The organism is Frondihabitans sp. 4ASC-45 (assembly GCF_049472575.1).
Classification (GTDB): Bacteria; Actinomycetota; Actinomycetes; order Actinomycetales; family Microbacteriaceae; genus Frondihabitans.
Map to the genome: position 1 here is coordinate 335,585 of NZ_JBCEBN010000002.1, position 21,988 is coordinate 357,572.

Sequence of the window (21,988 nt, forward strand, 5' to 3'; positions counted from 1 at the left end):
ACGATGAACGACTACCTCCTCAAGGGCGCGACCCTCAGCGACGGTCGCACCACCGACATCATTCTCGGACCAGGATCCAGCGGCACCGCCTCCCGCGCAGCCGTCAAGGCGCTCGGAACGAACCTGTCCGAGGCCGGCGCCACGGTCATCGACGCCAACGGCCTCCTCGCGCTGCCGGGCCTCGTCGACCTCCACACCCACCTGCGCGAACCCGGATTCGAGGGCAGTGAGACGGTTCTGACCGGCTCGCGCGCCGCCGCGAAGGGTGGCTTCACGGCCGTCAACGCGATGGCGAACTCGTCGCCGGTCGCCGACACCGCCGGGGTCGTCGAGCAGGTGCAGGCCCTCGGAGATCGCGCAGGCTACGTCACCGTGCGGCCGATCGGTGCTGTCTCGCAGGGGCTGAAGGGCACCCACCTCTCCGAGATCGGCGCGATGGCGAACTCGCGCGCGGCCGTCCGCGTCTTCTCGGACGACGGGCTCTGCGTCGCCGATCCACTGCTGATGCGCCGAGCCCTCGAATACATCAAGGGCTTCGGGGGAGTGCTCGCCCAGCACGCCCAGGAGCCGCGCCTCACCGAGGGTGCGCAGATGAACGAGGGCGAACTCAGCGCGACGCTCGGGCTCGGCGGCTGGCCGGCCGTCGCCGAAGAGGCGATCATCGCCCGCGACGTGCTGCTCGCGCACCACGTCGGCGCTCGCCTTCACATCTGCCACGTCTCGACCGCGGGCAGCGTCGAGGTCGTCCGCTGGGCGAAGTCGCGGGGCTTCGAGGTCACCGCCGAGGTGACTCCGCACCACCTGCTGCTCACCGAAGACCTGGTCTCGACCTACGACGCCCGCTACAAGGTCAACCCGCCGCTCCGCCGCAGCGAAGACGTCGAAGCTCTCCGTGGCGCCCTCGCCGACGGCACCATCGACATCGTCGCGACCGACCACGCTCCGCACACCGCCGAGGCGAAGTCGTGCGAGTGGGCGGGCGCGGCCAACGGCATGGTCGGCCTCGAATCGGCGCTGAGCGTCGTCCAGAAGACCATGGTCGACACCGGCCTCCTCGACTGGGCGGGCGTCGAGCGAGTGCTCTCGGCCGCTCCCGCCCGTATCGGGCAGGTCAGCGGACAGGGTCAGCCGATCGGAGTGGGCTCGCCGGCCGAGATCACGCTCTACGATCGAAGTGTGAGCAGGAGTTTCTCGATCGACGACCTCGCCGGCAAGAGCACCAACTCGCCCTACCTCGAGCGCGAGCTGCCGGGGCGAGTCGTGGCCACGTTCCATGGCGGCTACGCGACCGTGCTCGACGCCGCCGTCGTCGACACCGAGACGGTCTCCGCGCAGGCCGCCGCGTTGGTCGGCGCTCCGTGATCCGCTGGCTGATCGGCGCCGGGTTTCTCGTCGCGGCCGTCGGCATCTACTTCTGGATGCGCGCGGGCTGGCTCGCGCGACGACGACGACAGGCCGACGTGACCCGTCCGACCCCGGCACCGGCCTCCGCCGAACTCGGCGAGCTCCTCGCCGAGCGCGACCTGTTCTACGTCGCCACGACAAAAGCCTCCGACCGGCTCGATCGGATCGTGGTCGGTGGCCTCGGCTTCCGTGGCCGCGCCGTCGTCAGCGTCCACCCCGACGGTGTCGTGCTCGACATCGCGGGGGAGCCGCCGATCCTCATCGCCCGAGCCGACCTGCGCGATGTCGGCCGCTCGACCTGGACCATCGATCGAGTCGTCGAGACCGACGGGCTGATCAAGCTCGGCTGGCGCCTCGGCGACCTCGACGTCGACACCTATCTCCGCGACTCCGACGATCCCCGAGAACTCGTCGCCGCGGTCAGCACCCTCATCAGCACTGGAGAGAAAACCTCGTGACAGATTCGTCCACCGCGAACACGGCCGTCCTCGTTCTCGAAGACGGCACCCGCTTCGTCGGTCGCCCCTACGGCGCCACCGGGCGCACCCTCGGCGAGGCGGTCTTCGCCACCGGCATGACCGGCTACCAGGAGACCCTCACCGACCCGTCGTACGCCGGGCAGATCGTCGTTATGACGGCGCCGCACATCGGCAACACCGGTGTCAACGACGAAGACCCCGAGTCGAGCCGAATCTGGGTCTCCGGCTTCGTCGTCCGCGACGCCAGCCGCGTCGTGTCGAACTACCGTGCCCAGGGCAGTCTCGACGAGCAACTCACCGGCGACGGCATCGTCGGCATCCGCTCGGTCGACACCCGCGCCATCACCCGCCGTCTCCGTGACGTCGGGTCGATGAAGGCTGGCATCTTCTCGGGCGACGAGGCCGGGCTCCCGGACGACGAGCAGCTCGCCATCGTAAAGAACGGCCGCGACATGCGCGGACTCAGCCTCAGCGGCCAGGTTTCCACGCGGGAGCGGTACGACGTTCCCGCGGTCGGCGACCGTGTCGGATCCTTGGCCGTGCTCGACCTCGGCGTGAAGACCTCGACGATCCGCTACCTCTCGGAGCGCGGCTTCGACGTGATGGTGCTGCCGCAGTCGACAACGGTCGACGAGCTCAAGGCCCTCGCGCCCGATGCGCTCTTCTACTCCAACGGCCCCGGCGACCCGTCGGCCTCCGACTCTCAGGTCGAGCTGCTGCAGAGCGCCCTCCGCGACGGAACACCGTTCTTCGGCATCTGCTTCGGCAACCAGCTGCTCGGTCGCGCCCTCGGCTTCGGCACGTACAAGCTTCCGTTCGGCCACCGCGGCATCAACCAGCCGGTGTGGGACAAGACCACGGGCACCGTCGAGATCACCAGCCAGAACCACGGCTTCGCCGTCGACGCCCCCATCGACGGCGTGCTCGACTCGCCCGCCGGCTTCGGCCGCGTCGAGGTCAGCCACTTCTCTCTGAACGACAACGTCGTCGAGGGCCTGCGCGCCCTCGACATCCCCGCCTTCTCGGTGCAGTACCACCCCGAGGCCGCTGCCGGCCCCCACGACAGCAACCATCTCTTCGACCGGTTCCGCGCTCTCGTGATCGAGCGCTCATCGACGGCCGACGCCGTCCAGGCCGACCCCAAGGAAAGCAACTGATGCCCAAGCGTTCCGACATCAACTCCGTCCTCGTCATCGGCTCCGGCCCGATCGTCATCGGCCAGGCGGCCGAGTTCGACTACTCGGGCACGCAGGCCTGCCGCGTCCTTCGCGAAGAGGGCGTGCGCGTCATCCTGGTCAACCCGAACCCGGCGACGATCATGACCGACCCCGACTTCGCCGACGCGACCTACATCGAGCCGATCACCTCCGAGGTGCTCGAGTCGATCATCATCAAGGAGCGCCCCGACGCGGTGCTCCCGACCCTCGGCGGCCAGACCGCCCTCAACGCGGCGATCGCGCTCGACGAGGCCGGCATCCTGGCCAAGCACGGCGTCGAGCTCATCGGCGCGAAGGTTGAAGCGATCCAGAAGGGCGAAGACCGCCAGATCTTCAAAGAACTCGTGCTCGAGTCGGGTGCCGATGTCGCGCGCTCGCACATCGTGCACCGGGTCGACGAAGCCCTCGCCGCTGCCGACGATCTCGGCTACCCGCTGGTCGTCCGCCCCTCGTTCACCATGGGCGGCCTCGGGTCGGGCTTTGCCCACACGCCCGGAGAGCTGACCCGCATGGTCTCGGACGGCCTGCACTCCAGCCCGACCACCGAGGTCCTGCTCGAAGAGAGCATCACCGGCTGGAAGGAGTACGAGCTCGAGCTCATGCGCGACACGGCCGACAACACCGTCGTGATCTGCTCCATCGAGAACTTCGACCCGGTAGGCGTGCACACCGGCGACTCGATCACGGTCGCCCCGGCGCTGACCCTCACCGACCGCGAGTACCAGAAGCTCCGCGACATCGGCATCGACATCATCCGTCGCGTGGGCGTCGACACCGGTGGCTGCAACATCCAGTTCGCGATCGACCCGGCCGACGGCCGCATCATCGTGATCGAGATGAACCCCCGCGTCTCGCGCTCCAGCGCCCTGGCGTCGAAGGCCACCGGCTTCCCGATCGCCAAGATCGCCGCGAAGCTCGCCATCGGCTACCGCCTCGACGAGATCCAGAACGACATCACCAAGGTCACCCCGGCCTCGTTCGAGCCCACGCTCGACTACGTCGTCGTCAAGGTGCCGCGGTTCGCGTTCGAGAAGTTCCCGGCCGCCGACACCACCCTCACCACCACCATGAAGAGCGTCGGCGAGGCCATGGCCATCGGCCGCAACTTCACGCAGGCCCTCCAGAAGTCGCTCCGGTCGCTCGAGAAGCGCGGCTCGAGCTTCCACTGGAAAGGCGAGCCCGGAGACGTCACCGCCTTGCTCGAACTCGCGAGCGTCCCGACCGACGGCCGCATCGTCACGGTGCAGCAGGCCCTCCGCGCCGGCGCCACCGCTGAGCAGGTCTTCGAATCGACCAAGATCGACCCCTGGTTCATCGACCAGATCGTGCTGATCAACGAGGTGGCCGAGCGGGTGGCCGCAGCCGACGAGCTCTCGTACGAGGTCATGGAAGAGGCGAAAGACCACGGCTTCAGCGACGCACAGATCGCCGAGCTCCGCGGTCGTCTCGAACACGACATCCGCGACCACCGCCACTACCTCGGCCTCCGTCCGGTCTACAAGACCGTCGACACCTGCGCGGGGGAGTTCCCCGCCACGACGCCGTACCACTACTCGTCGTACGACTTCGAGACCGAGGTCGTGCCCTCCCACCGCCGCAAGGTGATCATCCTGGGCTCCGGCCCGAACCGCATCGGGCAGGGCGTCGAGTTCGACTACTCCTGCGTGCATGCCTCGTTCGCCCTGTCCGACGCGGGCTTCGAGACGATCATGATCAACTGCAATCCCGAGACGGTCTCCACCGACTACGACACCAGCGACCGGCTCTACTTCGAGCCCCTCACGCTGGAGGACGTCCTCGAGATCGTGCACGCCGAGAGCCAGGCGGGCGAGCTCGTGGGTGTCGTCGTGCAGCTCGGCGGCCAGACCGCTCTCGGCCTGGCCCAGGGCCTCGCGGCGGCCGGCGTGCCGATCCTCGGCACCAGCCCCGACGCGATCGACTCCGCCGAAGAGCGCGGTCTGTTCTCGAAGATCCTCGACGAGGCCGGTCTCCTCGCCCCGAAGAACGGCACCGGAACCGACTTCGAGAGCGCCGTGGCTGTCGCCGACGAGATCGGCTACCCCGTCCTCGTCCGCCCGTCATACGTGCTCGGCGGACGCGGCATGGAGATTGTCTACTCGTCCGAGCTTCTCGCCGACTACTTCGAGCGCACCCGTGACGAGGTCGTCATCGGCCACGGCCAGCCGCTGCTGGTCGACCGCTTCCTGGACGACGCGGTCGAGATCGACGTCGACGCGCTCTACGACGGCACCGAGCTCTACGTCGGCGGCATCATGGAGCACATCGAGGAGGCCGGCATCCACTCCGGCGACTCGAGCTGCACACTTCCGCCGGTGACGCTCGGTCGGGGCGAGATCGATCGGGTCCGCGAGGCAACCCTCAAGATCGCCGAGGGCATCGGAGTCTCCGGCCTGCTCAACGTGCAGTTCGCCATCGCCGCCGGAGTGCTCTACGTGCTTGAGGCCAACCCGCGCGCCAGCCGCACGGTGCCTTTCGTCTCGAAGGCGCTCGGCATCCCGCTGGCCAAGGCTGCTTCGCGCATCATGGTCGGCGCGTCCATCCGCTCTCTGGTCGAGGAGGGCCTCCTTCCGGTCCAGGACGGCTCCGATGTGCCGCTCGATTCGCCGATCTCCGTCAAGGAGGCCGTGCTCCCCTTCAAGCGGTTCCGCACCAAGGAGGGCCAGGTCGTCGACAGCGTGCTCAGCCCCGAGATGCGCTCCACCGGTGAGGTGATGGGCATCGACCGCAACTTCCCGCTCGCGTTCGCGAAGAGCCAGACGGCGGCCTACGGCGGGCTCCCAACCTCCGGCGTGGTCTTCGTCAGCGTTGCCGACCGCGACAAGCGCGCGATCGTTCTCCCGGTTCTCCGCCTGCAGCAGCTCGGCTTCGAGATCACGGCAACCGAGGGCACGGCGACCGTCCTGATCCGCAACGGCATCACCACGCGCATCGTCGGCAAGTACTCCGAGGGCGGCGAGAGCGTGGTCGACCTGATCAACCGCGACGAGGTCGACATCGTCATCAACACGCCGTCGGGCTCCAGCGGCCGGGCTGACGGCTACGAGATCCGCGCGGCGACGGTGGCGGCCGACAAGGCCCTCTTCACCACGATGGCGCAGCTGCAGGCAGCTGTCGCCTCCATCGAGTCGATCCACACGGGCTACGACGTGACGAGCCTTCAAGACTATGCAGTGGAGCGTCAGGCGGGCCTCGACCGGGCTGCCGCGCTGTGAGCGACGCCGCCGGCGGTGCGTCGTTCGGCAGCCGCCTGGCGGCGTCGTTCGACCGCTACGGCCACCTCTGCGTTGGCATTGACCCGCACCCGTTCCTCCTCGAGGAGTGGGGGCTCCCGGTGTCGGCGGAGGGCGTTCGGTCGTTCGGGCTGACCGTGATCGAACAGACCGCAGGATCCGTCGGCATCGTCAAGCCGCAGGTCGCCTTCTACGAACGGTACGGCTCCCAGGGTTTCGCCGCTCTCGAAGACGTCTTGCAGGCGGCTCGCGACACCGACCTCCTCGTGCTCGGCGACGCCAAGCGCGGCGACATCGGCACGACGATGGATTCGTACGGCGATGCCTGGTTCGCCGACGACTCACCGTTGCGCGTCGACGCCCTTACCTGCGCGGCCTATCAGGGGCTCGGCGCCAACGCCGGCTTCCTGCGGCGGGCGCGGGAGGCCGGTCGCGGCGTCTTCGTTCTGGCCGCGACGTCGAACCCGGAGGCCCGCCTCACCCAGACGGCGCGCCTGGCGAGCGGCAAGACGGTCGCAGCCGGTATCGTCGACGATGTGCTGAACGACAATTCCGCCTCTGATCAGGGCGATTCCCGCGTCGCGCCGATAGCTGCCGACCTCGGCGACGTCGGTCTCGTGCTGGGCGCGACTCTTGACCTCGCCGATTACGGCATCGCCCTCGATCAGCTAGCGTCGACTCCCATCCTCGCTCCCGGCTTCGGTGCGCAGGGGGCCCGGTACGGCGATGTGAAGAGCCTCTTCGGCCCCGCCGCCGCCAGCGTGCTGGTCTCGGCGTCGCGGTCGATCCTCGGGTCCGGCCCTTCGGGTGTTCGCGACGCCGCTCGACGAGCTTCCGACGAGGTGACCGCATGCCTCGCATGACGCCGCCGCCCGTCGACCGTGCCGCCGCCGCGAAAGCCGCCGTCGCCGCGCGCCGCGCCCGCGCCGAGGTCAAGCACGACGTCTCGGAGCGCCGTCGCACCGCGCTCGACGTCGCCGACGCCGCCTGGGCCGGTGAAGTCACCGCACCCGAGGCGACCCTCCGAGTGCGCGAGCTCCTCACGAGCATCCCCGGCATCGGGCCGACCCGTGTCGCTCGCATCATGGAGCAGCTCGGCATCGCCGACTCCAAGCGAGTCGGCGGTCTGGGTGTGCGCCAACGCGTGATCCTGGGGGACTGGCTCTCGCAGCGGGAGGCCCGTGGGCGCCTCAAATCGAAGCTCGTCGTGCTCGCCGGGCCGACCGCCGTCGGCAAGGGCACCGTCTCGAGCTACATCCGCGAGAACTACGACGTGCACCTGTCGGTGTCGGCCACGACGCGAAAACCGCGCCCGGGCGAGATCGACGGAGTGCACTACTACTTCGTCACCGACGACGAGTTCGACCGGATGATCCGCGACCGCGAACTTCTCGAGTACGCCACCGTGCACAACTCGCACCGCTACGGCACGCCGCGGCCCCCGATCGACGCCGCTCTCGACAAGGGTCAGAGCGTGCTACTCGAGATCGACATCCAGGGTGCCCGTCAGGTGCGCGCGGTCATGCCCGAGGCCGTGCTGGTGTTCCTGCTGCCCCCCACGTGGGACGAACTCGTTCGCCGACTGATCGGCCGCGGCACCGAAGACACCGCCGAACAGCAGCGTCGCCTCGAGACCGCCAAGGTCGAGCTGGCCGCGCAAGACGAGTTCGACCACAAAGTGATCAACAACGACGTCAGCGAAGCGGCCCGAGAGGTCGTAGACTTGATGGCAATGCCCGCGGCCGCTCGTGCCACGAGGCATCCGAAAGCTTAGGAGGCACCATGGCCGACAGGAACAAGGGCATCATCGACCCGCCCATCGACGACCTGCTCTCGAAGGTCGAGTCGAAGTACGCACTCGTCATCTTCGCGTCGAAGCGCGCGCGTCAGATCAACGACTACTACGCCGACCTCCACGAGGGTTCGCTGTTCGACAACGTGGGGCCGCTCGTCGACTCGACCATCGACGACAAACCTCTCTCCGTCGCGATGAAAGAGATCAACGAAGACAAGCTCACGTCGAAGCCCCTCGCGGTCGTCGCCGAGTAACACCTTCCCTTCTCAAGCGGGTCGTCCCTTCGGGGCGGCCCGCTTTTGCGTGGGGCGATGAGACCTCACAATCGACGGGTTTCAGCGGCGCCGCCGGGCTGATTTTGAGGTCTCACGGTGCCGCGTGCCGGGCGACCCTAGCGGCGCGGCGGCGGATCCTGAGGTGCTGTCGAAACGACGCGAGACGTTCGCGCCAGACATAAGCGAGGGCCATCGCGACGAGCACAACGGGTAGCAGCTCGGGCGCGAGGGCGAAGCTCGTGAAGATGATCTCGAACACCTCGAAGCCGACGAGAGACCCGGCGGCGACCCAAGTCCAGCCCGAGAACAGCCAGAGCCTCTCGGTCACGGTGTGGAGCAGCCGGCGAAGTCGTTTCACCGGGCGAATCGGGCGCGAAATGGGCATGCGGTTGCCTTACTGGTGCGATGCGGACTCGAACGGGAGTCTCCGTACCGGCAGGCTTCAGCGGGTACGAAGAGCCCAGGATCCGGGCGCACGCGCCCCAGCCCCACCGCACGGGGCCTCCCGGCGTGCCTGCTGCCGCCGAAGCCGCTCACGGGGTCGGCGTGGCTCGGGGGCGCCCGCCACGGGCACGTCGATCGACGGGTACTTCGTGGCCCCGTGCACGACGATCGCGATCGCGATCGCTCCGACGACGGCTAGGAGCAGGAGCCCGAGAGCGAGATGCGGCAGGGCGTTCAGATCGGTCCGAAGCCAGATGTCGAGGGGCAGGACGAGTTCGAGCAGCGTCCAGCTGAACTCGGTCATCTCGTCTCCCTCCGTCTGCCGTCCACCGTAGCGTCGCGCGGGCAGCGAGTGTCCACGATGTGCTGATGTTCGGCCCCGAACACCAGCAGATCGTGGACGATCACCTCATGGCGAAGCCGCGAGGCGGCGTATGGTCACAGCGTGAGCGACACTGGCGGATACCGCGTCACCGAGTTCGGTGTCACTCGTGTGGACGACCGCACCGTCGTTGCCGGGCTTGCCGTGGAGGGGTGCATCGAGAGCTGGCCACAGGTGATTCGACAGGCTCTGGCAACCCCTGGCGCGTCAGCCCTGACCACGACGAGCCTCGACGACGAGCAAGCCTTTCTGGTGCCGAAGGGCTTACTCGCTTACCACCACGGGGGCGTGCAGCTCGAGTTCTCGAGCTCGGCCACGGTCTCGCGCGTCACGGGGCGCAGCCATGTACTTGGGGCCTGGGGCTTCCGCAAGCCGAGTACCCCACCGTGGATGGCACCCCACGTGCGACTGCTGTTCGGGGCAATTCGTCAAGTACTCGACCAGCCCGCCACCGACCCCTAAGCGCCGAACCGCCCCGTCAGCCGCGAGTGGAACAGCGTGCTCCGCTGATCCAGGCCGTCGAAACCGACCTCGATCCCGTGGTCACGGTACTTCGTCTCGATCGCGTCGAGGGAGGCGACGGTTGAGGCGTCCCAGATTTGCGCACGACTCAGGTCGATCGTGACGGTTGCGGGATCCTCGCTGTACGAGAACCGGTCGACGAGATCGTTGCTGCTGCCGAAGAAGAGGGGCCCGGTGACGTCGTAGTGAACGGCTGAGCCATCGGCCGATTCCGTCCGCTCGACGCTGATGACGTGCGCGACCCGGCGGGCGAAGAGGACCATCGCGAGCACGACTCCGACGAGCACGCCATAGGCGAGGTTGTTCGTCGCGACGACGACCGCCACCGTGATTCCCATGACGAGCGTCTCGGGAAGTGGCATGCGACGGAGCGTGGAGGGTTTGAGGCTGTGCCAGTCGACCGTTGTGACGGCGACCACCATCATGACGGCGGCGAGGGCGACCATCGGGATCTGGCCCATGATCGAGCTCAATCCCGTCACGAGGGCCAGGAGGAAGACCCCGGCGATGACGGTCGAGATGCGGGTGCGAGCGCGACCGGTCTTGACGTTCAAGACCGTCTGGCCGATCATGGCGCAGCCTGCGATGCCGCCGTAGAAACCGGCGAGGATGTTCGAGACGCCGAGTGCCCACGACTCACGCCCCTTGTGCGACGGAGTGTCGGTCATCTCGTCGACCAGCTTGGCGGTGAGGAGGGTCTCCATGAGTCCGACGAATGCCACGCTCAGAGCTGTCGGCCAGATCAACTGGAGGGTCGCGAGGTTGAGCGGCACGAGGAACGGCGTGATACCGGGAAGCTGGCCGGTGAGCGGGCCCTCGTCGGCGACATCCGGCACGACGAGCTTCGCGATGATGACGATCGCCGTCACGACCACGATCGCGATGAGCGGCGACGGGACGACCTTGGTGAACCGCGGCACGATGAAGATGATGGCGAAGGTCAGAGCGAACAGCACGTAGGCCAGCCACGGCACGTTCAGCACGTGCGGCACCTGCGCGGTGAAGATCAGCACACCGAGCGCGTTGACGAACCCGACCATGACCGAGCGGGGGATGAACCGCATCAGTCGTGCGAGCCCCGCGAACCCGAAGACGATCTGCACGATGCCCGCGAGGATGACGGTCGGCAAGACGTACTGCACGCCATGGTCGTGCACCAGCGGGGCAATGACGAGGGCGACGGATCCGGCGGCGGCCGTGATCACACCCGGCCGACCTCCGAGAATCGACATCGTGAGGGCCAGCACGATCGACGCGACGAGGCTGACCATCGGGTCGACCCCGGCGACGATCGAGAACGAGATGACCTCGGGCACGAGGGCGAGGGTCGTCACCATGCCCGCGAGGACTTCGCGAGAGAGCTGCTGCGGCGAGCGCAGGGCGCTGAGCACGGTGATCGGCTTGGTAGCCGGGCGGACTGAGGGCAAAGCTGAGGCCATGGGGCGGCTCCTGAGTGGTCGGCTCTCTCGGGAGAGCGATTGATAAGACGGAGGCGCGCCCCGTTGCGCGTGAGCCCACGCCGTCGTGATCTGCGAGGAGTGGGAAGATCGAGAGGGCCGGTGTATTCGCGGCCCTTTCTTCAACCCTACCGTAACGTAAGGGTTGAGCGACGAGGATGGTGACGGTGGCTACTGAGATGACGGCCGAAGAGGTCGTGGCGACGATGCACATCGGAGAGATGGCCGACCGGTCACAGATGTCGCTCCGCACGATTCGCCACTACGACGAGGTCGGGCTCCTCACGCCGTCGGGGCGCACCGAGGGCGGATTCCGCCTCTACACTGAGCGCGACTTCTCGAGGCTCATGGTCATCCGCCGCATGAAGCCCCTGGGGTTCAGTCTCGACGAGATGGCCGAGCTCCTCCGGGTCGTCGATCGCCTCGGCGAGGCCGGCGCTGGCGCCGGAGCAGGAGCAGGAGCAGGAGCTGGCGAAGAGACAGCAGCAGCATCAGATGGAGCCGGCGAGGCCCGCGCAGCGCTCGACGGTTTCATCGAGCAGGCGACCGCTCGGCGAGCGAAGCTCGAGGAGCAGATCAGCATGGCGGACGAGTTCATCGAGCTACTCAAAGCGCAGTAGCGCCCGCAGCGTGTCAGATCCTGCCCCCTGAGTGCCGCCAATTGCGGGGCTGCCCGCCTAGCCGCGGGCATTTCCCGTCACTCGACGCACGCCGGCGTCGCGCTCGGGCGAGGCTGAGGGCCGATCCGCCGCATCGGGAGCAAGCTCGATGGGGCGGCAGCTACCCCCGACGCCGCCAGACAAAGAGGAGACATATGCAGACCCGCACACTGGGCGACCTCGAGGTCGGAGCACTCGGCCTCGGCACCATGGGAATGAGCGCCTTCTACACGGGCGCCGGCACCGACGACGACGAATCGGTCCGCACCATCCACCGCGCCATCGACCTCGGTGTCACCCTGTTCGACACTGCGGAGGCGTACGGCCCGTACTCGAACGAGGAGTTGCTCGCCAAGGCTCTCGGTGATCGCCGCGACGACGTCGTCATCGCCACGAAGTTCGGCCTGCTGCGCCATACGCCGGGGGAGTCGACCCCGAGCACCGAGCGTCATATCACCTCCGATCCCGGCTCGATCCGAGTGGCCCTCGAGGGGTCCCTCCGACGCCTCGGCACCGATCACATCGATCTCTACTACCAGCACCGCGTCGACCCCGACGTGCCCATCGAAGACGTCATCGGTCAGCTGGCCGGCTTCGTCGAGGAGGGCAAGATTCGGCACATCGGGCTATCCGAGGCGAGCGCCGCGACGATCCGGCGAGCGCACGCCGTCCACCCGATCACTGCCCTGCAGAGCGAATACTCCCTCTGGACCCGCGACCCCGAGGGCGACGTCCTCGACACCCTCCGCGAGCTCCGGATCGGCCTCGTGTCGTACTCCCCGCTCGGCCGCGGCTTCTTGACGGGGGCGATCACGAAGCCGTCCGACCTCGACTCCGACGACTTCCGTCTCGCGAACCCCCGGTTCCAGGAGGAGGCGTTCGCGACGAACATGCGTCTCGTCGACGAGGTCCGTCAGGTGGCGGGCGAGGTCGACGGCACTCCCGCCCAGGTGGCCCTCGCCTGGCTGCTCGCGCAGGGTGACGACCTGGTGCCGATCCCGGGCACGAAGCGCGTGACGAGACTCGAAGAGAATCTCGGTGCCGCCGACCTCACGCTGAGCGCCGATCAGGTCGCACGCCTTTCGGCGTTGCCGGCAGCGTCGGGCGACCGCTACCCCGACATGTCGCCGATCGGCCGCTGAGCCAGTTCGGGGCGAACCGCCACGAGACAGAAGCCGAGGATCCGCGGGCCGGATCCTCGGCTTCCGTCTCTTCCGCTGTGTGAGCCGCTCTGCCCCGGCCCGTCCACCGCGTCTCCACAACCGCGATCTCGTTCACACGTCGTCACGCGACCGGGGGAGTGTCGCCACCCCCGGCTAGAGTTGCAAATGCCGAATCGAACGGCATCTCCACCGCTTTCGTCTTAGGGAATCCGTGTCCTCCAGCAGCCCCAGCACCACCGGTAGCCTCCGCCTCTTCACGTCCGAGTCCGTGACGGAGGGGCACCCCGACAAGATCTGCGATCAGATTTCCGACCGCATCCTCGATGCTCTCCTCGAGGTCGACCCAAACAGCCGGGTCGCCGTCGAGACGCTCGTCACGACCGGTCTGGTGCACGTCGCGGGCGAGGTCACGACGACGGGCTACGTCGATATCCCGACGATCGTGCGCGACCTCATCACGGGCATCGGCTACAACGACTCGTCGGTGAGTTTCGACGGCCGCACCTGCGGCGTCGAGGTGTCGATCGGGGCACAGTCGCCCGACATCGCTCAGGGCGTCGACAATGCCCTCGAGACCCGCACGGGTGCGGGCTCGGCCGACGACGCCCTCAACTCGCAGGGTGCCGGCGACCAGGGCATCATGTTCGGGTTCGCCACGACCGAGACCCCGCAGCTCATGCCGATTCCGGTGTGGCTCGCGCACCGTCTCGCCGAGCGCCTCACGGCAGTCCGCAAAGACGCCGTGCTCGACTACCTGCGTCCTGACGGCAAGACGCAGGTCACGATCGGCTATGACGGCTACACACCGAAGACGGTCGACACTGTCGTGCTCTCGACGCAGCACTCGCCGAGCGTCTCAATGGAGCAGCTCGAGCGCGACGTGATCGAGCACGTCATCCGCCCGGTCCTCGCCGCCGAGGCGCCCGGTCTCGACACCTCTGCCACGAAGTTCATCATCAACCCGACCGGGCGCTTCGAGATCGGCGGCCCCCAAGGCGATGCGGGTCTGACCGGCCGCAAGATCATCGTCGACACCTACGGCGGGGCCTCGCGTCACGGCGGCGGTGCGTTCTCGGGAAAAGACCCGTCGAAGGTCGACCGGTCGGCCGCCTACGCGATGCGCTGGGTGGCGAAGAACGCCGTTGCCGCAGGCTTCGCCGAGCGTCTCGAGATCCAGATCGCCTACGCGATCGGCCGCGCCGCACCGGTGGGTCTCTACGTCGAGACCTTCGGCACGGGTCACGTGCCCGACGAGACGATCATCGACGCCATCGGCCAGGTGTTCGACCTTCGGCCCGCCGCAATCATCCGCGATCTCGACCTTCTCCGACCGATCTACGGGGCGACGTCGACCTACGGGCACTTCGGTCGCGACCTCCCCGACTTCACCTGGGAGGCACTCGACCGCGTCGACGCCCTCCGAGCCGCGGCGGGCCTCTAGAGACCATCGTCGAAGGCGAGTCACGCATGTCACGGGCCGTCGCGCGGGTGCTGGTCGACACCCCGCTGCCGCAGCTCGACCGCCTGTTCGACTACGCCGTGCCCGAACGGCTGGTCGGCACGGTCGGCCCCGGCATGCGCGTCAAGGTGCCGTTGCGCTCGGCCGGGCGGATGGCCGACGCGTTCGTGATCGAAATGGCCGACGGATCCGAGCACGAGGGCAGCCTCAGCGAGATCGAAGAGCTCATCTCGGAGGTGCCGGTGCTGGCACCCGAGGTCTGGCGTCTGGCGCGCGCGCTCGCCGATCGCGCCGGCGGGTCGGCGAGCGACGTGCTTCGGCTCGCCGTGCCCACGCGACAGGTGCGGGTCGAAAAGGCGTGGCTCGCCGCGCGTGCGGCAGCCGCCGACGCAAAGGCGGAGGCAGAGACCGAAGACGCCACGACACCGGCAACGGCAAAGGCGGAGACCGAGACAAGCAGCACCGACAACGCGTCGGCCCCCGAGCCCGACGATGTGGCCACCCGCGGCATCACGGGCTACCGCTCGGTCGATCTCGTCGCCGCCGTGCGCGGCCGCGCCCGTCTCGCCCTCGACGCGGTGCCGCTCGTGGTCGAGCTGCCCGCGGTGCCGGGCCTGCCGCCGCGCTGGGTCGGCCGCTGGGCCGTCACGCTCGCCGAGCTGGCCGCCGTCGCGGTGGCGGGTGGCGAATCGGCCATCCTCGCCGTTCCCGACTACCGCGATCAAGAGCAACTCGTCTCGGCCCTCGAGGCCGTGCTTCCGCCCGAGACGATCGTGCGGCTCGACTCCAAGCAGTCGAACCCCGACCGCTACCGCGCCCTCCTCCGGGCGCGGGGTGACGAGGCCCTGGTCATTGTCGGCAACCGTTCCGTGCTCCTCGCCCCGTCGACCACACTCGGGCTGATCGCCCTGTGGGACGACGGCGACCCGCTCTTCTCGGAGCCGCTGACCCCCTACGCCCATGCCCGCGACACCGCCCTGCTCCGCTACGAGCAGCAGCACCCGGCCCTGGTCTTCGCGGGCCACGCGCGCTCCACCGACGTACAGCGACTGGTCGAGATCGGGTGGCTGAGCGAGGTGCTACCGGATCCTCGGTATCAACCGCACGTGATCCCCACCACCCAGCAGGGTTCCCGCGACGGTTTCGCGGCCAACGCGCGCATTCCGTCGACGGCCTACCTCGAGGCCCGGAACGCCGTCGAGCACGGCCCAGTGCTCGTGCAGGTGGCGCACCCCGGGTATGCGCCTCGGCTGGCGTGCACCGAGTGCGGCGACACGGCGCGGTGTCTGCGCTGTAGTGGGCCGCTGCAAAAGAAGAGCGCCGACGCGACGCCGGCGTGCGCCTGGTGCGGTGCCCTCGCGGTCGGCTGGCACTGCGTCACGTGCGAGAACACGATGATGCGGTCGGTCGGCACCGGCGCGGGTCGCACCGCCGACGAGCTCGGTCGGGCGTTCCCGGGCGTGCGCGTCATCGTCTCCGACGGGTCGCGGCCGGTGCTCGAGGTCGACGACGAGTCGGCCATCGTCGTCGCGACGCGTGGCGCCGAACCGATCGCGCCGGGAGGCTACCGGGCCGTGCTCCTGCTCGACGGCGAGCGGATGCTGGCCCGCGAGAGTCTGCGCGTGGCCGAAGACTGCGTGCGCTGGTGGGCCGACGCGATCGCCCTCGCCCGCCATCGCGCCCCGATCTTCCTCGTCGGGGTCGGCGGCACGATCGCCTCCGCCATGGCGACCTGGAACCTCGCCCGATTCGCCTCGTCCGAGCTGGCCGATCGACGGCAGCTCCGATTTCCGCCGTCGGTGCGCGTCGCCACGGTCACCGGTCGCACCGACACCGTCGAGACCGCTCTCGACGCCCTCCCCGAATCGATCCGCAAAGAGTCCCTCGGCCCCGTCGACGTCGAGGGCGGCACCGTTCGCGCCATCGTCCGGTTCGACTACGCGCACGGGCACGACGTCGCATCGATCCTCCGCGGTCGGGTGATCCGTGCCGCGACCGACCGCCGCAAACCACCGCGCGATCTGCGCCCCGGCGATGCCCGCAACACGAACCGCCGCACGCCCGCTCCTACACTCAGAGTGCGGTTCGACGACGTCGAGCCCTTCTCCGATTGATTTCAGTCGCCCGTCCCACCCCGATCACCACTCGAAAGCCTCGAATTGCGCCTCGTCTTCGCCGGTAGCCCCGCCGCCGCTGTTCCCTCCCTCCGAGCTCTCGCCGCCGGTCAGCACGACATCATCGCCGTCCTCACCCGCGACGACACGCCCCAGGGCCGAAAGCGCGTCCTCACCCCGACTCCTGTCGCCGACGCCGCCGTCGAACTCGGCATCCCCGTGCTCAAGGCCCGCCGCATCACCGACGAGATCACGGCGGCGGTCCGAGCCACCGGGGCCGACCTCGGAGTCATCGTCGCGTACGGCGCCCTCCTTCGCGAGCCGCTGCTCTCGACCCCGAGCCACGGCTGGATCAACCTGCACTTCTCCCTCCTGCCGAGCTGGCGGGGTGCCGCACCGGTGCAGCGCGCCCTCATGGCGGGCGATGCCGAGACCGGGGCAACCGTCTTCCAGCTCGTGCCCGAACTCGACGCCGGCGAGCTCCTCGGCACGATCCACAAGCCGCTCCGCGGCGACGAGACGGCGGGCGAGCTTCTCGGCGAACTGGCCATCTCGGGCGCTCTGCTACTGACGCAGGTCGTCGATGAGATCGCATCAGGATCCCCGACCCGCACCGAGCAGACGGGTCCCGTCACGCTCGCGTCCAAACTCGCTCTCGACGACGGGCTGCTCGACTTCGCCGACAGCCGAGCCGCCCTCCACAATCGCTGGCGCGGCGTCACGCCCGAGCCGGGAGCGCACGCTCTGCTCGATGGCGCCCGATTCAAGGTGCTCGAGCTGCGGGTGCCCGAAGCGGGGCCGAGCGCCGAGGGAGCGCCGAGCGAAGTGGCGCCGGGGCGGATCCTTCTCGACGGTCGACGGGTTCTGGTCGGAACCTCGACGGAGCCGCTCGAGCTGATCACCGTGCAGCCGTCCGGCAAGAAGCCGATGGCGGCCGCGGATTGGCTGCGCGGGGTGCCCGACAGAGACTCGCTGGCCTTCGACCGGGCAGGAGCAGCCTCGTGAGCGAGCAGCGCGATTCTGGCGAGAACCGCTCCGGGGCGAACCATCCCAGGGCAAACCACGACGGGGCGGGCCGCCGTCGACCGAACCGCACCGGCCCGCGCGGCGGCTCTGAGCGCACCCCGCGCGTCGAGCCGCGCGTCCAGCCGGCCCGACAGGTGGCGCTCGACGTGATCCGCGCGGTCGAGCACGACGACGCCTACGCCAACCTCCTGCTGCCGCAGCGCATCGTGCGAGCAGGGTTGTCGCCCCAAGACGCCGGGCTCGCCACCGAGCTCACCTACGGCACCCTGCGCATGTCCGGCTACTACGACCGCGTCCTCTCGATCGCCGCTCGCCGGCCGACCGATCAAATCGATCCGGCCCTTCTCGACGTGCTCCGTCTCGGGGCGCACCAGCTGCTCGCGACCCGGGTCGCTCCGCACGCCGCCGTCGATGAGTCGGTCTCACTGGCGCGTCAGGTCGGCAGTCGCTCGGGCACGGGATTCGTCAACGGCGTGCTGCGAACCGTCTCGCGCTCGACCCCCGACGAGTGGCTCGCCCGTGTGCTGGCCGAGACGACGAGCCCCGACGATGCCCTGGCAGCTCGCTACTCGCATCCCGAATGGGTAGTTCGTGCCCTTCGCGGGGCCCTCGCGGCCGAGGGTCGGGCCGACGAACTCGAGACCCTCCTCGAGGCCGACAACGAGCCGGCCCGCGTCAGCCTCGTAGCCCTGCCCGGCCTCGCCGACCCTGGCGCCGTCGAGGGTGTCGAGGAGGGCCGATTCTCGCCCGTCGCTCTCACAGCACCGCACGGCGACCCCGCGAGCCTCGCCGACGTCCGATCCGGCACGGTCCGAGTGCAAGATGAAGGTTCGCAACTCGCCGCCCTCGCCCTCTCGCGCCTGAAGCCGATCGAGCCGGGGGAGCGCTGGCTCGACATGTGCGCGGGGCCCGGCGGCAAGGCGGCCCTGCTCGCGGCCGAAGCCGCCGTCGGCGGTGCGAGACTGACTGCCAACGAGCTCGTCCCGGGTCGTGTCGGTCTGGTCAAGCAGGCCCTCGCCGCCGTCACCGCCGCGGCCCGCGCGGCGGGTTCGTCGTCGCCGGCCGCGACGGCCTCCGTACCCGAGCTCGTCGAGGTCAGGCAGGGCGACGCCACCGAGATCGGGGCGTCCGAGCCCGAGACGTACGCGCGGATCCTGCTCGATGCCCCCTGCACCGGCCTCGGCGCACTCCGCCGCCGCCCCGAAGCCCGATGGCGCAAGCAGCCGCGCGACGTGGCCGAGCTGACCGGGCTGCAGTCCGAGCTCTTCTCGTCGGCCCTCGCGGCGCTCGCGCCCGGTGGCACGCTCGCCTACGTGACCTGCTCGCCGCACACGGCCGAGACCCGCGGAGTCGTCGAGTCCGGTCTGAAGCGCTGGGCTCGCGACGGCGGTACGCCGATCGACACGATCGACGCCACCGAGGTGCTGCAGAGCGTGGCGGTCGCCGAGCTCGACCTCGGTGCCGGGCCGTTCGTGCAGCTCTGGCCGCACCGACACGGCACCGACGCGATGTTCGTGGCGTTGCTGCGCAAGCGCGCCTAGCTCGCGTCTCGCAACCTCGCGCGGGCAGACACCGCTTTGCGGGCGAAACACCACCGAAAAGCGGCGTCCTGCCCGAAAAGTCGTGCCGCGGACCGCCCGATAGGCTTGACGGGTGCCCAGCAATCACCCCATCCGTATCAGCCCCAGCATCCTCTCGGCCGATTTCGTCAACCTCGAGCGCGACCTCGGACGCATCTCGACGGCCGACCTCGTGCACGTCGACGTGATGGACGGCCATTTCGTGCCGAACCTCACGCTGGGCCTGCCCATCGTCGAGCGCATCCAGCAGGTGAGCCCGCTGCCCCTCGATGTGCACCTGATGATCGACGACCCGTTGCGGTGGGCCCCGAAGTACGCCGAGACCGGCGCCTTCTCCGTGACGTTCTCGATCGAGGCGGCACCCGATCCCCGTGCCGTCGCCAAGGCGATCAAAAACGCAGGATCCCGGGCGGCCGTCGCCATCAAACCGGGCACCCCGATCGAGCCCGTTCTCGACCTCCTCGACGACATCGACATGATCCTGGTCATGACCGTGGAGCCGGGGTTCGGCGGGCAGTCGTTCATGGGCGAGACGATGCCGAAGCTCCGAGCCGCTCGAGAAGCCATCGATGCGTCCGGTCGTGAGATCTGGCTCGAGGTCGACGGGGGTATCACCGCCGAGACCATCGTGACCGCCGTCGAGAACGGTGCCGACACGATCGTCGCAGGATCCTCCGTCTACGGTCCGGCCGGCACCCCGGAGCCCGTCGACCGCATCGCCGCGCTCCGCGCGAGCGCGAGCCAGGTAGCGTAGGCGTCGTGAAATCGTTCGACGACCTGTTTGCAGAGCTCAGCGCCAAGATCACCGAGCGCCCCGAGGGCTCCGGCACCGTCAAAGAATTCGACGCAGGAGTGCATCAGATCGGCAAGAAGATCGTCGAGGAGGCCGCCGAGGTGTGGATGGCCGCCGAGTACGAGGGCGACGTCGCCACCGCCGAAGAGATCTCGCAGCTGCTGTACCACCTGCAGGTGCTCATGCTGGCCAAGGGCCTCACCCCGGCCGACATCTACCGACATCTCTGAGCCAGGCTCGACGTTCCGAGCCCCACCGGCCCCGTCACTTCTAGAGAAATCGGACTCATGCTCCGCGTAGCTGTACCCAACAAGGGCTCGCTCTCCGAGACCGCCAGCCAGATGCTCACCGAGGCCGGCTACACCGGTCGTCGCGATCCGAAGTCGCTCTACCTCGCCGACGAGCGCAACGGCGTCGAGTTCTTCTACCTGCGTCCCCGCGACATCGCGACCTACGTCGGCTCGGGTGCCCTCGACGTCGGCATCACCGGCCGCGACCTGCTGCTCGACTCGGGCTCGCCGGCGCGCGAGGTCACCAGCCTCGACTTCGGCTCGTCGACCTTCCGCTTCGCCGGCCCCGCGGGCAAATACCACGCGCCGTCCGACCTCGAGGGCGTCCGCGTGGCCACGAGCTACGCGGGTCTCGTCCGCGAGTTCCTGCGCGAGAACGGCGTCACCGCCGAGCTCGTCAGCCTCGATGGCGCCGTCGAGAGCGCCGTGCAGCTGGGCGTGGCAGATGCCATTGCCGACGTCGTCGAAACGGGTACGACCCTTCGGGCGGCCGGTCTCGAGACCTTCGGCCCGGTGATCCTCAAGTCGACGGCCGTGCTGATCGCCTCCGACGAGTCCATCGCCGGCCTCGACGTCCTGCAGCGTCGCCTTCAGGGTGTGCTGGTCGCGCGCCAGTACGTCCTCATGGACTACGACCTGCCCGTGCGCTTGCTCGACCAGGCGACCAAGGTCGCTCCGGGCATCGAATCGCCGACGGTCTCGTCTCTCCACGACCCGGAGTGGGCTGCTGTCCGCGTCATGGTGCCGCGCACCGACACGAACCAGATCATGGATGCCCTCTACGACCTCGGGGCTCGAGCGATCCTGGTCAGCCCCATCCACGCCGCGAGACTGTGACGGGCGAGCGACCGTGACTCACCGAACGCATGCCTCGGGTGACTCGACCCTCGCCATCCGGGTGATCCCCTGCCTCGACGTGGCCGAGGGCCGTGTCGTGAAGGGCGTGAACTTCCTCGACCTGCGCGACGCGGGCGATCCGGTGGAGCTCGCGCGCACCTACTACGAGCAGGGTGCCGACGAGATCACCTTTCTCGACGTGACCGCGTCGGTCGAGGGTCGGGGCACCACCTACGACATGGTCCGCCAGACCGCCGAGCAGATCTTCATCCCGCTTACGGTGGGCGGGGGAGTGCGCTCCACCGACGACGTCGCGCGCCTCCAGGGCGCCGGAGCCGACAAGGTGGGCGTCAACAGCGCCGCGATCACTCGCCCGGAGCTCCTGGGCGAGATCGCCGACCGGTTCGGTGCCCAGGCACTCGTCCTCTCGCTCGACGTCAAGCGATCGCCCACGACGCCGTCCGGCTTCGTCGTGACCACCCACGGCGGTCGGCGCGAGACCACTCTCGACGCGGTCGCCTGGGCCCGCGAGGCCGTCGAGCGCGGGGCCGGAGAGCTGCTGGTCAACTCGATCGACGCCGATGGCACGAAGCGCGGCTTCGACCTCGAGCTCATCACCCTGATGCGCGAGAACGCCGCCGTGCCGGTCATCGCGTCGGGTGGCGCCGGGCGGCTCGACCACTTCGCCCCGGCGATCCAGGCCGGTGCCGATGCGGTGCTCGCGGCCAGTGTGTTCCACAATGGAGAGCTGACGATCGGCGACGTCAAGTCGGCCCTCGCAGAATCCGGTGCCATCGTCCGCTGACCGAGCGGCCGGGGCACCGTGCGCCTCACCAATCGA

General features: G+C 68.9%; 21 protein-coding genes. 18 read left to right on the plus strand and 3 right to left on the minus strand.

Features of this window, described 5'->3' with window-relative positions:
* The first annotated feature begins 3 nt into the window (after positions 1–3).
* From VH571_RS05160 to rpoZ, 7 genes are read left to right on the plus strand one after another with little or no spacing between them, the layout of a single operon-like run.
* Entirely contained in the window at positions 4–1,362 is a 1,359-nt protein-coding gene (locus VH571_RS05160; RefSeq protein WP_423263607.1) for a dihydroorotase, read from the plus strand.
* Positions 1,359–1,862: a hypothetical protein gene (locus VH571_RS05165; protein ID WP_423263608.1), complete on the plus strand. Its 504-nt coding sequence runs from the start codon at positions 1,359–1,361 to the stop codon at positions 1,860–1,862. The genes VH571_RS05160 and VH571_RS05165 overlap by 4 nt, the downstream gene beginning before the upstream one ends.
* Positions 1,859–3,040, plus strand: coding sequence for a glutamine-hydrolyzing carbamoyl-phosphate synthase small subunit (carA, locus tag VH571_RS05170; protein WP_423263609.1), 1,182 nt, complete (start codon positions 1,859–1,861; stop codon positions 3,038–3,040). The genes VH571_RS05165 and carA overlap by 4 nt, the downstream gene beginning before the upstream one ends.
* Positions 3,040–6,333: a carbamoyl-phosphate synthase large subunit gene (gene carB / locus VH571_RS05175; protein WP_423263610.1), complete on the plus strand. Its 3,294-nt coding sequence runs from the start codon at positions 3,040–3,042 to the stop codon at positions 6,331–6,333. The genes carA and carB overlap by 1 nt, the downstream gene beginning before the upstream one ends.
* The gene (pyrF, locus tag VH571_RS05180) at positions 6,330–7,214 is read left to right on the plus strand and encodes an orotidine-5'-phosphate decarboxylase (protein ID WP_423263611.1); all 885 of its coding nucleotides are present in this window, start codon (positions 6,330–6,332) and stop codon (positions 7,212–7,214) included. The genes carB and pyrF overlap by 4 nt, the downstream gene beginning before the upstream one ends.
* Positions 7,202–8,125, plus strand: coding sequence for a guanylate kinase (gene gmk, locus VH571_RS05185; protein WP_055957916.1), 924 nt, complete (start codon positions 7,202–7,204; stop codon positions 8,123–8,125). Before pyrF ends, gmk begins: the two co-directional genes overlap by 13 nt.
* 8 nt (positions 8,126–8,133) lie before the next feature.
* Positions 8,134–8,400, plus strand: coding sequence for a DNA-directed RNA polymerase subunit omega (rpoZ, locus tag VH571_RS05190; protein WP_055957913.1), 267 nt, complete (start codon positions 8,134–8,136; stop codon positions 8,398–8,400).
* A 112-nt stretch (positions 8,401–8,512) separates the two neighbouring features.
* Here the strand turns inward: rpoZ and VH571_RS05195 are convergent, their stop codons facing one another.
* The gene (locus VH571_RS05195) at positions 8,513–8,806 is read right to left on the minus strand and encodes a hypothetical protein (protein ID WP_423263612.1); all 294 of its coding nucleotides are present in this window, start codon (positions 8,804–8,806) and stop codon (positions 8,513–8,515) included.
* Positions 8,807–8,863: 57 nt separating this feature from the next.
* Positions 8,864–9,169: a hypothetical protein gene (locus VH571_RS05200; RefSeq protein ID WP_423263613.1), complete on the minus strand. Its 306-nt coding sequence runs from the start codon at positions 9,167–9,169 to the stop codon at positions 8,864–8,866.
* 141 nt (positions 9,170–9,310) lie between these two features.
* Between VH571_RS05200 and VH571_RS05205 the strand changes: the two genes are divergently transcribed.
* On the plus strand, positions 9,311–9,709 hold the full coding sequence (locus VH571_RS05205) for a hypothetical protein (RefSeq protein ID WP_423263614.1): 399 nt from the start codon (positions 9,311–9,313) through the stop codon (positions 9,707–9,709).
* On the opposite strand, the gene VH571_RS05210 is transcribed toward VH571_RS05205, so the two are convergent.
* Positions 9,706–11,208, minus strand: coding sequence for a SulP family inorganic anion transporter (locus VH571_RS05210; RefSeq protein WP_423263615.1), 1,503 nt, complete (start codon positions 11,206–11,208; stop codon positions 9,706–9,708). The two genes, VH571_RS05205 and VH571_RS05210, sit on opposite strands and share 4 nt — an antisense overlap.
* 176 nt (positions 11,209–11,384) lie before the next feature.
* Here VH571_RS05210 and VH571_RS05215 point away from each other — a divergent pair, with 176 nt between their 5' ends.
* From VH571_RS05215 to hisF, 10 genes are all read left to right on the plus strand, one after another.
* Entirely contained in the window at positions 11,385–11,846 is a 462-nt protein-coding gene (locus VH571_RS05215) for a MerR family transcriptional regulator (RefSeq protein WP_423263616.1), read from the plus strand.
* Positions 11,847–12,040: 194 nt separating this feature from the next.
* On the plus strand, positions 12,041–13,027 hold the full coding sequence (locus VH571_RS05220) for an aldo/keto reductase (RefSeq protein WP_423263618.1): 987 nt from the start codon (positions 12,041–12,043) through the stop codon (positions 13,025–13,027).
* A 232-nt stretch (positions 13,028–13,259) separates the two neighbouring features.
* The gene (metK, locus tag VH571_RS05225) at positions 13,260–14,489 is read left to right on the plus strand and encodes a methionine adenosyltransferase (protein ID WP_423263619.1); all 1,230 of its coding nucleotides are present in this window, start codon (positions 13,260–13,262) and stop codon (positions 14,487–14,489) included.
* 26 nt (positions 14,490–14,515) lie between these two features.
* Positions 14,516–16,621 carry a primosomal protein N' gene (locus VH571_RS05230; RefSeq protein ID WP_423263620.1) on the plus strand — a complete coding sequence of 702 codons (2,106 nt, stop codon included), beginning with the start codon at positions 14,516–14,518 and terminating at the stop codon, positions 16,619–16,621.
* A gap of 45 nt (positions 16,622–16,666) precedes the next feature.
* Entirely contained in the window at positions 16,667–17,626 is a 960-nt protein-coding gene (fmt, locus tag VH571_RS05235; RefSeq protein WP_423263622.1) for a methionyl-tRNA formyltransferase, read from the plus strand.
* Positions 17,623–19,188 carry an RsmB/NOP family class I SAM-dependent RNA methyltransferase gene (locus tag VH571_RS05240; protein ID WP_423263624.1) on the plus strand — a complete coding sequence of 522 codons (1,566 nt, stop codon included), beginning with the start codon at positions 17,623–17,625 and terminating at the stop codon, positions 19,186–19,188. The genes fmt and VH571_RS05240 overlap by 4 nt, the downstream gene beginning before the upstream one ends.
* A 112-nt stretch (positions 19,189–19,300) precedes the next feature.
* Positions 19,301–19,981, plus strand: coding sequence for a ribulose-phosphate 3-epimerase (gene rpe, locus VH571_RS05245; protein ID WP_423263625.1), 681 nt, complete (start codon positions 19,301–19,303; stop codon positions 19,979–19,981).
* A gap of 5 nt (positions 19,982–19,986) precedes the next feature.
* Positions 19,987–20,250: a phosphoribosyl-ATP diphosphatase gene (locus VH571_RS05250; protein WP_055957877.1), complete on the plus strand. Its 264-nt coding sequence runs from the start codon at positions 19,987–19,989 to the stop codon at positions 20,248–20,250.
* A gap of 57 nt (positions 20,251–20,307) precedes the next feature.
* Positions 20,308–21,147, plus strand: a complete 840-nt coding sequence (gene hisG, locus VH571_RS05255) for an ATP phosphoribosyltransferase (RefSeq protein ID WP_423263627.1) — start codon at positions 20,308–20,310, stop codon at positions 21,145–21,147.
* Positions 21,148–21,160: 13 nt separating this feature from the next.
* The gene (gene hisF, locus VH571_RS05260; protein WP_423263629.1) at positions 21,161–21,952 is read left to right on the plus strand and encodes an imidazole glycerol phosphate synthase subunit HisF; all 792 of its coding nucleotides are present in this window, start codon (positions 21,161–21,163) and stop codon (positions 21,950–21,952) included.
* Positions 21,953–21,988: the final 36 nt, after the last annotated feature.